General features: G+C 65.9%; 11 protein-coding genes, 1 tRNA gene and 1 other RNA gene. 8 read left to right on the top strand and 5 right to left on the bottom strand.

From position 1 onward, the window contains the following. Positions 1–9 precede the first annotated feature (9 nt). Together glnA and ACQVDU_RS03485 are read right to left on the bottom strand one after the other, a co-directional pair. Complete coding sequence (gene glnA, locus ACQVDU_RS03490) at positions 10–1,347, bottom strand: type I glutamate--ammonia ligase (protein ID WP_292709437.1); 1,338 nt, start codon at positions 1,345–1,347, stop codon at positions 10–12. Positions 1,348–1,369: 22 nt separating this feature from the next. After that, positions 1,370–1,582, bottom strand: coding sequence for an SPOR domain-containing protein (locus tag ACQVDU_RS03485; RefSeq protein WP_292709435.1), 213 nt, complete (start codon positions 1,580–1,582; stop codon positions 1,370–1,372). A 72-nt stretch (positions 1,583–1,654) separates the two neighbouring features. Between ACQVDU_RS03485 and ppgK the strand changes: the two genes are divergently transcribed. After that, the gene (ppgK, locus tag ACQVDU_RS03480) at positions 1,655–2,452 is read left to right on the top strand and encodes a polyphosphate--glucose phosphotransferase (protein ID WP_292709433.1); all 798 of its coding nucleotides are present in this window, start codon (positions 1,655–1,657) and stop codon (positions 2,450–2,452) included. A 31-nt stretch (positions 2,453–2,483) separates the two neighbouring features. On the opposite strand, the gene rnpB is transcribed toward ppgK, so the two are convergent. The 3 genes from rnpB to ACQVDU_RS03465 form a co-directional block, all read right to left on the bottom strand. After that, an RNA gene (rnpB, locus tag ACQVDU_RS03475) (RNase P RNA component class A) lies at positions 2,484–2,842 on the bottom strand. Between the two features lie 72 nt (positions 2,843–2,914). After that, a complete protein-coding gene (locus tag ACQVDU_RS03470) occupies positions 2,915–3,646 on the bottom strand; it encodes a zinc ribbon domain-containing protein (RefSeq protein ID WP_292709431.1) in 732 nt (243 codons plus the stop codon). Between the two features lies 1 nt (position 3,647). Next, positions 3,648–3,720, bottom strand: a tRNA-Val gene (locus ACQVDU_RS03465). Positions 3,721–3,929: 209 nt separating this feature from the next. Between ACQVDU_RS03465 and aceE the strand changes: the two genes are divergently transcribed. The 7 genes from aceE to ACQVDU_RS03430 all read left to right on the top strand — a co-directional run bounded on the left by aceE (position 3,930) and on the right by ACQVDU_RS03430 (position 13,249). After that, on the top strand, positions 3,930–6,659 hold the full coding sequence (aceE, locus tag ACQVDU_RS03460; RefSeq protein WP_443476256.1) for a pyruvate dehydrogenase (acetyl-transferring), homodimeric type: 2,730 nt from the start codon (positions 3,930–3,932) through the stop codon (positions 6,657–6,659). A 10-nt stretch (positions 6,660–6,669) separates the two neighbouring features. After that, positions 6,670–7,887, top strand: a complete 1,218-nt coding sequence (locus tag ACQVDU_RS03455) for a PucR family transcriptional regulator (RefSeq protein WP_300590517.1) — start codon at positions 6,670–6,672, stop codon at positions 7,885–7,887. Positions 7,888–7,972: 85 nt separating this feature from the next. Continuing rightward, positions 7,973–8,908 carry an ACP S-malonyltransferase gene (locus ACQVDU_RS03450; protein ID WP_300590518.1) on the top strand — a complete coding sequence of 312 codons (936 nt, stop codon included), beginning with the start codon at positions 7,973–7,975 and terminating at the stop codon, positions 8,906–8,908. After that, on the top strand, positions 8,905–9,906 hold the full coding sequence (locus ACQVDU_RS03445; protein ID WP_300590516.1) for a beta-ketoacyl-ACP synthase III: 1,002 nt from the start codon (positions 8,905–8,907) through the stop codon (positions 9,904–9,906). Before ACQVDU_RS03450 ends, ACQVDU_RS03445 begins: the two co-directional genes overlap by 4 nt. A 93-nt stretch (positions 9,907–9,999) precedes the next feature. Beyond that, complete coding sequence (locus ACQVDU_RS03440; RefSeq protein ID WP_195691493.1) at positions 10,000–10,248, top strand: acyl carrier protein; 249 nt, start codon at positions 10,000–10,002, stop codon at positions 10,246–10,248. A gap of 51 nt (positions 10,249–10,299) precedes the next feature. Further along, positions 10,300–11,535, top strand: a complete 1,236-nt coding sequence (locus ACQVDU_RS03435) for a beta-ketoacyl-[acyl-carrier-protein] synthase family protein (RefSeq protein WP_300590515.1) — start codon at positions 10,300–10,302, stop codon at positions 11,533–11,535. Between the two features lie 424 nt (positions 11,536–11,959). Continuing rightward, positions 11,960–13,249 carry a lipocalin family protein gene (locus ACQVDU_RS03430; protein WP_300590514.1) on the top strand — a complete coding sequence of 430 codons (1,290 nt, stop codon included), beginning with the start codon at positions 11,960–11,962 and terminating at the stop codon, positions 13,247–13,249. Positions 13,250–13,347: the final 98 nt, after the last annotated feature.

Genomic DNA, 13,347 nt, shown 5'->3' with positions numbered 1-13,347 from the left:
CCGCGCGCGTCAGAGCATCTCGAGGTTGCTCTTCAACTCGTACGGGGTGACCTGCGCACGATAATGCTGCCAGTCACGACGCTTATTCAGCAGAACGTAGTTGAACACCTGCTCACCGAGGGTCTCTGCCACGAGTTCGGAGTCTTCCATGTACTCCAGCGCCTGGTCGAGGCTAGCCGGGAGCGGTGCGTACCCCAAGGCCCGGCGCTCGGAATCGGTGAGCGACCAGACGTTGTCCTCCGCCTCGGCCGGCAACTCGTAGCCTTCCTCGATGCCCTTGAGACCGGCAGCCAGGAGCAAGGCGTACGCGAGGTACGGGTTGGCCGCCGAGTCCAGAGCACGATACTCGACGCGCGAGGACTGACCCTTGTTGGGCTTGTACATCGGGACGCGCACGAGCGCTGAGCGGTTGTTGTGTCCCCAGCAAATGAAGCTCGGCGCCTCGTCGCCGCCCCAGAGACGCTTGTACGAGTTGACGAACTGATTGGTGACGGCGCTGATCTCATTTGCGTGGCGCAGGAGCCCCGCGATGAACTGCCGTCCAACCTTCGACAGTTGGTACTGGGCGCCCTCTTCGTAGAAGGCGTTCACATCACCCTCGAACAGTGACATGTGAGTGTGCATGCCGCTGCCGGGTTGACCGCTGAGGGGCTTGGGCATGAACGTTGCGTAGACGCCCTGCTCGATCGCGACCTCTTTGATGACCGTGCGGAAGGTCATGATGTTGTCCGCTGTCGCCAGCGCATCTGCGTAGCGCAGGTCGATCTCGTTCTGCCCGGGACCACCCTCGTGGTGGCTGTACTCGACCGAGATGCCCAGGTCTTCCAGCATCCGCACCGACCGGCGACGGAAGTCGTGCGCTGTGCCGCCGGGAACGTTGTCGAAGTATCCAGCGGAATCGACCGGATCGGGGCCATCGGCTCCGTACGCCGACGACTTGAGAAGGTAGAACTCGATTTCGGGATGCGTGTAGAACGTGAATCCCGCGTCCGCGGCCTTTGCGAGGGTCCGCTTGAGCACATGGCGAGGGTCGGCGACAGCAGGCTGGCCATCGGGAGTCGTGATGTCGCAGAACATGCGCGCGGTCGGGTCGATCTCACCGCGCCACGGCAGGATCTGGAACGTCGTCGGGTCGGGGTGCGCCAGAAGGTCGGACTCGTAGGAGCGGGTGAGCCCCTCGATCGCGGAGCCGTCGAAGCCCAGGCCTTCCGTGAACGCGCCCTCAACCTCGGCTGGCGCGATGGCCACCGACTTGAGCGTGCCGATCACGTCGGTAAACCACAGGCGCACGAACTTGACGCCGCGCTCCTCGATCGTGCGAAGAACAAAGTCCCGCTGCTTGTCCATGGAGGTCCTCTCGGTACGAACGTCAGTGGGCGGCGCTGCCGCCGGAGCCCCAGGAGTCTTCGCGGGCTTCGTCATCGGCCCAGGCGCGCGAACGCTCCTTCATGATCTCCGGCGCCCGAGCCGCCTCTTCTGCGGTGTCGAACGGACCGGCACGGTCGACCGCGGGCGATTCGAAGCCCTTCTCCACCTGACCAGTGGTCAGGTTGTACCAGTACTTCTCGGCGTCAGCGGACACGTCTGCTCCCTCGGTGGGTTCCGTTGACTCGATCCTACTGATCAGAGGCGCGCGGATGGGTAGGCTGATCGCATGGCATCTGACCTGACCCGCGCAGTGGGCATCGACATCGGCGGCACGGGAATCAAGGGAGGTGTTGTCGACCTCGAAGCGGGTGAGCTCGTCACCGATCGCATCAAGGTGCCCACTCCCCCGGGAGCGGAGCCGCCCGCGGTGCTGGAGGCCGTCAAGCAGGTTCTCGACACGCTCGAGGTCGCGGACACCGACATCCCTCTGGGCGTTGCATTCCCCGCGATCGTCAAGAATGGCAAGACCCTGTCGGCAGCGAACGTCTCCGACAAGTGGATCGGGTTCGAGGCCGAGAAGTTCTTCGAGGACGGCCTGGGCCGCGACATCCATTTCGCTAACGATGCGGATGTCGCAGGGGTTGCCGAGGTCCGTTACGGTGCCGCGAAGGGGGTCCAGGGCCTCGTTCTGCTCACGACCCTCGGCACGGGTATCGGCTCGGCCATGATCTACAACGGTGTCCTCATTCCCAACTCCGAACTCGGCCACCTCGCCCGTCCCGGCAAGGACAAGGACGCCGAGTATTACGCCGCCTACTCCGCGATGGAGCGCGAGGAACTGTCATGGGAGAAGTGGGCCAAGCGGCTCCAGTGGTACTACAGCCACCTGGAATTCCTCTTCTCCCCCGACCTGTTCGTCGTCGGCGGCGGGGTGTCGAAGCACCCGGAAGAGTTCCTGCCGCTGCTGAAGCTCAACACCCCGATCGTGCCGGCCGTGCACCGCAACAACTCCGGAATCATCGGCGCAGCCGCGCTCTCGCTCGGGGCGATGCCTCAGTTGGCCCAGACCACCGCCGCGGACTGAATCCGTCAGGCGCTGCAACGCGTCAGCCGGGCGAATGGGCCGGCCTGTACGCCGGGTTCTGTTCGGGAGCTGGTGCTCCGTCGACGGTCATCTCTCTCGGCGACGCGTTGCCGCGCCGCTCTAGCGGCCTACCCGGGGACTCGGCGAGCCGCGTCGTCATCCCCTGTCTGGCCTTGCTCCGGACGAGGTTTACCGTGCGAGCCGTGTCACCACGACTCCGGTGGTCTCTTACACCACCCTTTCACCCTTACCGGGACGAGCCCGGCGGTCTGCTTTCTGTGGCACTGTCTCGCGGATTGCTCCGGGTGGGTGTTACCCACCGCCCTGCCCTGTGGAGCCCGGACGTTCCTCGGCGCGGCACTGCCGCGACGCGACCGTCCGGCCGACCCATTCGCACCGCCGAGTCTACGCGGCAGCTTTCCGATTCAACTCAACGCCGAGGCGGACGCAGCGCAGCGGGGTCTAGAGCCCGGACTCTTCCGTGCGGACGAGGATGCAGCCGCACTCTGGGCAGGTCACGACGGCCTCCGGCGCGGCGGCGCGCAGAGCACTGAGGTCGCTGCCCGCAAGGACCATGTGACACCCACCACAGGTCTGTCGGGTCAACAGGGCGGCACCGGCACTGCGCTGGGCGAGCTTGTCGTAGAGGCCGAGAAGATCGGGGTCAACCGTGGATGCGACAGCCTCGCGATCCCGGGTCGCCGCCGCCTCGTCGGCCTGGGCCGCTGATACCGCAGCCTTGGCGCCGGCACTGAGTGATGCGCCCTCCTCGTTGACCTCGCGCAGTCGAGCTTCCAGGCCCGCGACGATCTCTTCAGCTGCCTCCGCCCGCTCCATCGCCTCGAGGTCCGCGTCCTCGAGATCGCTCTTTCGCCGCGCCAGCGCGGCGAGCTCGTGCTCGAGATTCTGCGCCTCTTTGGCGTTGGCAGAGTCGGCGAGCCGTGTGGCGTCCCGGGCGATACGCGCCTCGACCACCTTCAGGTCGTCGTCGAGGCGACGTTGCTCTGCGCGGACGTCATCGACAGCTCCCCGCGCGCGAACGAGGTCCTGGTTCAGCTCTGTCCGCGTCTGCATCAGCTCTGAAATCCGAGCTGCCTGTTCAGGTGAGCGTGCCGCAGCAGAAGCAGCGCGGGTGCGGGCATCGAGGGCAGCAACCTCGAGAAGACGGCGCTGATCGTCGGGACTCGCATTCATGTGGGCCCTGCCGGGATCGAACCGACGACATCCACGGTGTAAACGTGGCGCTCTACCAGCTGAGCTAAAGGCCCTCGAGGCGAGTCTACGGGGCGGATGCGGCATCCACCGTTTCTGCTGAGACAGCTGTGGCTCATCGACCGCTCCCACCGGATGCGGGAATCGCTAGGCTGGGTCGTGGTCTGCCATACAGATACGCGCACGACCAGACCCTGCGGTGCTTACCCTGCAGCGCTCGGCCGCCCGTTCGTGGCACACCCTGCCCGTCGAAGAAAGGTTTCACGTGACCGTCAACGATCAGGATCCGTACTCGCAGGGGCCGCTGGACAGCGACCCCGACGAGACCACGGAGTGGCAGGAGTCCCTGCAGCAACTCGTCTCGGCCAAGGGCCAGGGGCGAGGCAGAGAGATCATGCTCAGCCTGTTGCAGACCTCGCACGAGCTTCAGCTCAACGTGCCGCAGGTGCCGACCACGGATTACATCAACACCATCTCGCCGGATGCTGAACCCGATTTCCCCGGCGACGAGGAGTTGGAGCGCCGCTACCGACGCTGGATTCGCTGGAATGCGGCGATCACGGTCCACCGCGCCCAGCGCCCCGGCATCAGCGTCGGTGGTCACATCTCGACCTACGCTTCCTCTGCATCGCTCTACGAGGTGGGCTTCAACCACTTCTTCCGCGGCCCGGACCACCCCTCCGGCGGCGACCAGATCTTCATCCAGGGGCACGCCTCCCCCGGAACCTACGCTCGTTCGTTCCTGGAAGGACGCCTGACCGAGGCCCAGCTCGACGGCTTCCGGCAGGAGAAGTCGGCGGCGCCCAACGGCCTCCCGTCGTACCCACACCCACGTCTGATGCCTGACTACTGGCAGTTCCCGACCGTCTCGATGGGGCTCGGCCCGATTAACGCGATCTACCAGGCGATGACCAACAAGTACCTGACAAACCGTGGCATCAAGGATGTCGGCGACAGCCACGTCTGGGCATTCCTCGGTGACGGCGAGATGGACGAGGTCGAAAGCCGCGGCCAGCTTCAGGTCGCCGCGAACGAGGGCCTGGACAACCTCACGTTTGTCGTCAACGCGAACCTCCAGCGTCTCGACGGGCCGGTGCGCGGCAACGGGAAGATCATCCAGGAGCTGGAGAGCTTCTTCCGGGGTGCGGGCTGGAACGTCATCAAGGTCGTGTGGGGAACCGGCTGGGACGAGCTGCTCGCCAAAGACACCGACGGCGCACTCGTGCACCTCATGAACACCACCCCGGACGGTGACTTCCAGACCTACCGTGCTGAAGATGGGGCGTTCATCCGTGAGCACTTCTTCGGCCGCGACGAGCGCACCGCAGCCCTCGTGAAGGACTGGAGCGACGAGGAGATCTGGGGCAAGCTGCGCCGCGGTGGTCTCGACTACCGCAAGGTCTACGCCGCCTACAAGGCAGCAGTCGAGCACAAGGGCCAGCCCACCGTGATCATCGCCAAGACGATCAAGGGCTACGGTCTCGGCCATCACTTCGAGGGACGCAACGCGACCCACCAGATGAAGAAGATGACGCTCGAAGACCTCAAGCACTTCCGCGACTCGATGCGTATCCCGATCTCGGATGCCCAGCTCGAGGAGAACCCGTACCTGCCGCCTTACTACAACCCCGGCCCGCAGGACGAGACGATCCAGTACATGATGGAGCGGCGCCGCGCGCTTGGTGGGTTCCTCCCCCAGCGCCGGACCTCGCACACCCCGATCACGCTGCCGGGCGACGACGTCTACGCGCTCCCGAAGAAGGGCTCGGGAACGCAGGAAGTCGCCACGACGATGGCTTTCGTCAGGCTCCTGAAGGACCTGCTGCGCGCCAAGGGCTTCGGCAACCGCATCGTGCCGATCATTCCGGATGAAGCACGGACCTTCGGCATCGACGCGTTCTTCCCGACGCAGAAGATCTACAACCCGCACGGCCAGAACTACACGTCGGTCGACCGCGACCTGCTTCTTGCCTACAAGGAGAGCCCGCAGGGCCAGATCATGCACGTCGGCATCAACGAAGCCGGCGCGCTGGCTGCGTTCACCGCTACGGGTACGTCGTACGCAACGCACGGCGAGCCGCTCATTCCCGTCTACGTCTTTTACTCGATGTTCGGATTCCAGCGCACGGGCGATGCCCAGTGGGCTGCCGGCGACCAGATGACTCGCGGTTTCGTGATCGGCGCGACCGCCGGACGCACGACCCTGACGGGTGAAGGTCTTCAGCACGCCGACGGCCACTCGCACCTTCTGGCGTCGACGAACCCTGCGACGGTGTCGTACGACCCGGCGTACGGCTACGAGATCGCGCACATCGTGCAGTCGGGCCTGGAGCGGATGTACGGCGGGCACCACCCCGACCCCGACGTCATGTACTACCTCACGGTCTACAACGAGCCGCTCGTTCAGCCCGCAGAGCCCGAGGGTGTGGATGTCGAGGGCATCGTGCGCGGCATCCATCGCATCTCCACCGCCGAGGGCGACGGCCCGCGTGCGCAGCTGCTCGCCTCGGGGGTCGGTGTGCCGTGGGCACTCGAAGCCCAGCAGTTGCTGCGCGACGATTGGGGCGTTCAGGCCGACGTGTGGTCGGTGACGTCGTGGACGGAGCTGCGCCGCGACGGCCTTGCCGCCGACGAGCACAACTTCTTGCACCCCGAGAATGAGCCTCGCCGCGCCTACATCAGCGAGAAGCTGCAGGATGCCGAGGGCCCCGTGGTCGCCGTCAGTGACTTCATGCACGCCGTACAGGATCAGATCCGTCCGTGGGTTCCGGGGCGCTTCGCAACGCTCGGCGCCGATGGCTTCGGGTTCTCGGACACGCGTCCGGCAGCACGACGCTTCTTCAAGATCGACGGCCCCTCGATCGTGGTTCGCACGCTGCAGGCACTGGCTGAAGACGGCGTCGTCGACCGGGCCCTTGCCGGCCAGGCGATCCGCAAGTACGACCTGCACAACGTCAAGGCTGGCACCAGCGGAAACGCAGGCGGGGAGAGCTGACGACCCGGCCATGACAGCGCATCCCACCGACAAGGCCGAGACTCTGGCGTGGCTACGCCGCATCTCGGGGGATCTCGCCACCGCGACGATCCAGCGGCTCGAGCAGAGCCTGCCCTGGTACTCCGAGATGCCGCCTGCGCGTCGGTCCGCGGTGGGCCTGGTGGCCCAGGCCGGTATCACGTCATTTATCCAGTGGTACGACGATCCGCAGTCGACGCCGTGGATCGCCGCAGACATCTTCGCCGCTGCGCCCCGAGAACTCTTGCGCAGTGTGAGCCTGCAGCAGACGCTTCAGCTCATCCGTGTGTCAGTGACGGTGACCGAAGAGCGGATCGCGAGCAAGAGCGAGAGCCTGCGTGAGGCGATCCTCCTCTACTCGAGGGAGGTCGCCTTCGCGGCGGCCGACGTGTATGCCCGAGCCGCCGAGGCGCGCGGGCTGTGGGATGCACGGCTGGAAGCTCTCGTCGTGGATTCGATCCTCACGGGCGAAACCGACGAGGAGCTGCCGAGCCGGATTGCGGCGCTCGGATGGCACGGCCACGGAGAAGTCGCTGTTCTGGTGGGCACGACACCGCCACAGTTCGACGTCGACCAGCTGCGCCGAACCGCGCGCAAGCTCGGCGTGGATGTGCTCATCGGGGTGCAGGGATCCCGATTGGTTCTGGTGATCGGGAGGTCAGAGCCGTCACCGCGCTCAGAAGACGCCGAGCAGGACTTGCCCTTCCCCGAGATCGCTCGGCGCCTCGAGCCCGGCTTCGGGCCGGGATACCTCGTGCTCGGCCCCGCGGTGCCGGCGCTGGTCGATGCCAGCATGAGCGCCCGCGCAGCACTGGCGGGATTTGCCGTTGCCCGCGCATGGCGGCATGCGCCGCGGCCGGTCGAGGCCGATGACCTGCTTCCGGAGCGCGCGCTGGCCGGTGATCCGTTGGCCAAGCAGACGTTGATCGAACGCATCTACCGTCCCCTGCACGCGCATTCGACGGATCTTGTCACGACCCTGTGGAGCTACCTCGACAACGGTCGGTCGCTCGAGGCCACCGCGCGCGAACTCTTCGTGCACCCGAACACGGTTCGGTATCGCCTCAAGCGCGTCTCGGAAGTCATCGGCTGGGATGCCACGGGTCCCCGCGAGGCCCTCATCCTCCAGACCGCGCTTATTCTGGGGTCGATGGGCACCGAGTCCGTGCGGCGCCGACCTACCGCGCTGCACCGCCGCGTATCAGCGTGATCGTGTAGACGCGCGACAAACGAATGCGCGGTTTCTCGATCAGAATCTCCAGAATGACCTCTCGACACGCTGGCAGGATGGGATGGTGATGATCGCCGTCTTCCCCGGTCAAGGCTCCCAAACACCAGGATTCCTCCGACCCTGGCTCGAACTCGATGGAGTCCGTGCGCGGCTCGAGCAGTTCTCTCAGTGGGCAGAGGTCGACCTCATCGGAGCGGGAACCGAGGCGGATGCCGACACCATCCGCGACACGCGCATCGCACAGCCGCTCATTGTTGCGGCCTCGGTGTTGTCGTGGGAGCTCTTCACACAGCGCGTCTCTACGCCTGTCGACGGGGTCGCCGGGCATTCCGTGGGCGAGTTCGCCGCCCTTGCAGCGGCGGGCGTCATTGATGCGGAGACTGCCCTACGACTTGTCGGGATCCGCGGCCGGGCGATGGCCGATGCCGCATCGCTCGCAGACACCGGAATGAGCGCCGTCATCGGCGGCGACCAGGCAATCGTCGAGGGGAGCCTCGCCGAGCTCGAGCTCACACCGGCGAACTTCAACGGGGGCGGACAGATCGTGGCGGCAGGTGCGGCAGCGGCGCTCGCCGCGCTGAGCGCCGAGCCGCCGGCGGGGACCCGTGTGATTCCGCTCTCGGTTGCGGGCGCCTTCCACACGCACTACATGGCGCCGGCGGTCGAGACACTGCGGTCAGCTGTAGCAGCCGTGACCCCGTCCGATCCGGGCCTGCAGCTGTGGACGAATCGAGACGGTTCGCTAGTAAGCAGCGGCGCGGAGGCGCTCTCGCTCGTCGTCGATCAGGTTGCCTCCCCGGTTCGGTGGGACGCGTGTATGCAGTCTTTCGCAGCCGCGGGCGTCACGGGACTCATCGAGTTCGCTCCCGGCGGCACGCTTGTCGGCCTCGCGAAGCGTGCTCTGCGCGGAGTACCCTCAGTCGCGGTCAAGACTCCCGAAGACCTCACATCAGCGGCCGAGCTTCTGGCCACCGCATCCGCTCAAGGAGAAGCCGAATGACCGCGTCCCTTCGTCAGCCCCAGGGCGCTGCGCACACACGGATCTATGCCTATGGCGCCGCCCGGGGCGAACGAGTCGTTCCGAACGATGATCTCGTCGGTCCGATCGACTCAAGCGACGAGTGGATCCGCCAGCGGACGGGAATCGTGACCCGCGTGCGTGCGGTGGAAACGACCACCGCGATCGACCTCGCCGCGGATGCCGCCGCCGAAGCCGTCTCGAAGTCAGGCGTCTCTCCGGACAAGATCGACGCCGTGATCGTGGCGACGATCTCCAACCCCCGGCAGACCCCGTCAGTTTCGGCGATCGTTGCGGAGCGCATCGGAGCAAAGGATGCCGCAGCGTACGACCTCAACGCCGCGTGTGCGGGGTTCGCGTACGGCGTGGGGCAAGCCGATGCTCTCATCCGCGGGGGCGGCGCACACTACGCCGTCGTGATCGGAGCTGAGAAGCTCAGTGACATCGTCGACCCGACCGACCGCTCGATCTCTTTCCTCCTCGGCGACGGTGCTGGTGCTGCCGTTGTCGGCCCCTCGGAGACACCGGGGATCGGCCCGACGGTGTGGGGCTCGGATGGCTCGAAGGCCGACGCCGTCGGGATGAACCACACGCTGACGGAGTTCCGCGACGGTAAAGCACCGTGGCCTACGCTGCGCCAGGAAGGCCCGACGGTCTTCCGCTGGGCGGTATGGGAGATGGTCAAGGTCGCCCGTGAGGCCCTCGCGGCTGCCGGAGTCGAGGCATCCGACCTCGCTGCCTTCGTTCCGCACCAGGCGAACATGCGGATCATCGACGAGTTCGCCAAGCAGCTCGGGCTTCCCGAGTCCGTCGTGATAGGACGCGACATCGAGACGACCGGAAACACCTCCGCCGCCTCCATCCCGCTCGCGACGCACCGGCTTCTCGAGGAACACCCCGAATTGAGCGGCGGCCTGGCCCTGCAGATCGGTTTCGGAGCGGGCCTGGTCTACGGCGCGCAGGTCGTCGTCCTTCCGTGAGTCACGAACCTCGAACTCTAGACTTGCAGGACGGTCTCACCTGAGGCCCACACCGACCACAACCCATCCATATCAACCCAGAGGGAGATACCCATGGCACTCACAAACGACGACGTCCTCGCAGGACTCGCCGAGCTCATCACCGACGAGACCGGCATCTCTGCCGACGAGGTCGCCATGGAGAAGTCGTTCACCGACGACCTCGACATCGACTCGATCTCGATGATGACAATCGTCGTCAACGCCGAGGAGAAGTTCGGCGTGACCATTCCCGACGACGAGGTCAAGAACCTCAAGACCGTCGGCGACGCCGTTACCTACATCACGTCGAACCAGGCGTGACCCGATCTCCGGTGGGGGCGCCGCCCCCACCGGACCATCCCTGAGGACTACATGAGCAGTTCACGTATCGTCGTCACCGGTATCGGCGCCACAACCCCCATCGGGGGAACGGCGCCAGAGTCCTGGTCGGCACTGCTGGCCGGCGAATCTGGCGCGCGCTCGCTCGAGCATAACTGGGTTTCGAAGTACGAGCTTCCCGTGACGTTCGCCGCTTCGGCACGCGTCCCGGCAGACACCGTGCTCGCCCGGCCCGAAGCCAAGCGCCTCGACCCGTCGTCTCAGTACGCACTGGTCGCTGCCCGCGAAGCGTGGGCCGACGCAGGCACCCCGGACGTCGACCCTGAGCGCCTCGGCGTCGACTTCGCCACCGGAATCGGCGGACTGTGGACTCTCCTCGACGGGTGGGACACCCTTCGCGAGAAGGGCCCGCGTCGAGTCATGCCGATGTCGGTTCCCATGCTCATGCCCAATGCTCCTGCCGCGGCTATCTCGATGCATCTGGAAGCACGTGCATACGCACGCACCGTGGCCTCGGCCTGCGCATCCAGCACCGAGTCGATCGTCAATGCCGTTGAGCACATCCGCCTCGGCCTCGCAGATGTCGTGATCGCGGGCGGCACCGAGTCGGTCATCCACCCGATCACCCTCGCTGCCTTCTCCTCAATGCAGGCCCTGTCACGCCGCAACGACGACCCGGCTCACGCGTCACGCCCCTACAGCATCGACCGTGACGGTTTCGTCATGGGTGAGGGCGCCGCCGCGCTGGTGCTCGAGACCGAAGAACACGCGCGTGCCCGCGGTGCCCGGATTTACGCCGTCGTGGCCGGCGGCTCCGTCACGGCTGACTCGTACCACATCACGGCGCCCGAGCCCGAGGGCCTCGGCGCTTCCCGCGCAGTTCTGCAGGCTCTCGCGCAGGCGGACGCCTCTGTCGATGACGTGACGCACATCAACGCACACGCCACCTCGACACCGACCGGAGACATCGCCGAATACAAGGCGCTGCTGTCGGTCTTCGGTGACCGCGTTCACGAGATCCCCGTGTCGGCAACCAAGGGCTCCACGGGACACCTGCTAGGCGGTACCGGCGCTCTGGAGGCCGTCTTCACCGTCTTGGCGCTGCACAACCGCATCGCTCCCCCGACGATCAACATCACGGAGCAGGATCCCGAGATCCCGCTGCGGGTGGGTGCAGCCGTCGAACTCGGTGAGGGCGATCACGTCGCAATCAGCAACTCGTTCGGATTCGGCGGACACAACGCCGTCGCCGCGTTCCGCAACATCTAAGGAACCCTGCCGGGCTGACCCCGTGTGGGAGACTCGACCCGTGGGTTCTGTTCGCGCGATGGTGCTGGCTCCGGTCATGGCGCTGACCCTCCTTGGGCTGAGCGCCTGCACTTTCGGACCTCCGACGGCTGCGCCTGAGGCCTCTGCATCCCCCTCAGCCTCGCCCTCTGCAACCATCCAGGGGCGTGTGGCGACCCCAACCCCCGCCACCACGGCAACAACACGTCCGACGCCGTCGCCTTCCACACCAACAGGTCCCGGAAGCGGCGGTGGTGGTGGTTCCCATCGCCCGACGCCGCAGCCGACACCGAATCCCGCGCCGACGCCCACCCCGACCCCGACAATTCCGCCGGCGTGCCCCACCAGCGACACTCCCCCGACGGATCCCGTCCTCGCGTTCGGCTCGATCGCCAAGTACTCCCCCGTGCCGCTCGCACAGGGGCGCGACTGCACCGGATTTCGGGCCTACCTGTCCACAGGGCTCCCCCAGTACGACTCGCAGTCCTATGAGTTTTTCGGACACCTTGTCGGCAGTGACGGCAGCATCAACGCGATCGCCTTGATGTCACAGGGAAACTCGGTCATCCCGGGCCTCCAGGTACCCCTCCTCACCATCGAAGAGTCAGGGCTCATCTTCAACCGCCTCGACCAGAACACCGGTCCCGCGTTCGGCGGAATCGATGGCCTTGCCGACATCACGGTTCCCACGAGCATCAGCTACCAGCCCTGGCAGATCCACGTCGAACAGCAGAACAACGGCCAATCACCGCAGACGGTCGACATGAGAGTTGTTACCGGGGCCATCGGCGCCGTCGGCGCGGTCTACGAGCTCACCGTCTCGGTCGACACCGGGATCTACCAGTCCGGCGTCAGCGAACCGACCACACTGACCATCCGGGCACGCGATACAACAGGCATCATTCAGTGGGGATACGGACCCAACGGGTTCTTCCCGCTGTGGATGTTCGACGGGACGCCACTACCGGCATCCAGTGGCCCCATCGCTACAACCGATCAGCGCACGGCCATCATGAACACCTATGGCGGAGACATCGGAAGCTACCTCGCCGAAACCAACGACCCGATGACCGGGCAGGGCTCGCACTACTACTCGATGCCGCTCGTCGAGGTCGAGTCGTGGTCGATACAGATCGGATCGACATACGCCGGCGGCGGCACGGGCGGCGTGCTGTTCTTCGACAATCTCACCGAAACGTACAACGATTCCGCGAAGTACATCGTGAGCAATGGGTATGCCTGGACCGAGTTCTCGGTCCAACTGCCCGATACCGAACAGGGCATGCTGATCGCGGTGACAGGCCAGCAGGACGTCGGAAATCTCTACTACGCCATGCTCGGCGGTGCCGGATCTTCCCAATCAGCCAATGGAACCCTCAACCCGACCGCCAACTGGCCGCAGGGCGCGATCCACATCACGCCCGACCCAGCAAGCGCATGGACCTCGCCGCACAGCTGCTATGTCTATGAGCTCTCGTATGCCGTGACGTTGGATGCCTCAGCATCGCGCCCCGGCGCCGACCTCGTGTTCCGCGCGACCGCGCAGGATCAGGAACTGAACGCTCTCGGACGCGCGGTCTACGAGGGTCTCTTCTCCTACTCCGGCACACTCGACGGAAAGGCGGTCAGCGGGTACGCCTGGGGCGAGATCCAAGGCCGCCCGCCGGCCGGAAGTCCGACACCGCCGAACTGCTGAAGCCAGAGGCAGAACGGGTTCCTCTGCACCATCGCTCAGAGGAACCCGTTCTCATCGTCACGTGCTGCCACGCTCTCCCAGCGCCGGGAATCGTCACA

Source organism: Microbacterium sp. F2, assembly GCF_052274505.1.
Classification (GTDB): domain Bacteria; phylum Actinomycetota; class Actinomycetes; order Actinomycetales; family Microbacteriaceae; genus Microbacterium.
This window is presented reverse-complemented; position numbering and strand designations above follow the sequence as displayed.

What these genes read in the sequence shown, in the direction of transcription:
- glnA (WP_292709437.1), bottom strand. Translation starts at nt 1,347, where the DNA reads ATGGACAAGCAGCGGGACTTTGTTCTTCGCACGATCGAGGAGCGCGGC.
- ppgK (WP_292709433.1), top strand. Translation starts at nt 1,655, where the DNA reads ATGGCATCTGACCTGACCCGCGCAGTGGGCATCGACATCGGCGGCACG.
- ACQVDU_RS03445 (WP_300590516.1), top strand. Translation starts at nt 8,905, where the DNA reads ATGACCGCGTCCCTTCGTCAGCCCCAGGGCGCTGCGCACACACGGATC.
- ACQVDU_RS03470 (WP_292709431.1), bottom strand. Translation starts at nt 3,646, where the DNA reads ATGAATGCGAGTCCCGACGATCAGCGCCGTCTTCTCGAGGTTGCTGCC.
- ACQVDU_RS03455 (WP_300590517.1), top strand. Translation starts at nt 6,670, where the DNA reads ATGACAGCGCATCCCACCGACAAGGCCGAGACTCTGGCGTGGCTACGC.
- ACQVDU_RS03435 (WP_300590515.1), top strand. Translation starts at nt 10,300, where the DNA reads ATGAGCAGTTCACGTATCGTCGTCACCGGTATCGGCGCCACAACCCCC.
- ACQVDU_RS03440 (WP_195691493.1), top strand. Translation starts at nt 10,000, where the DNA reads ATGGCACTCACAAACGACGACGTCCTCGCAGGACTCGCCGAGCTCATC.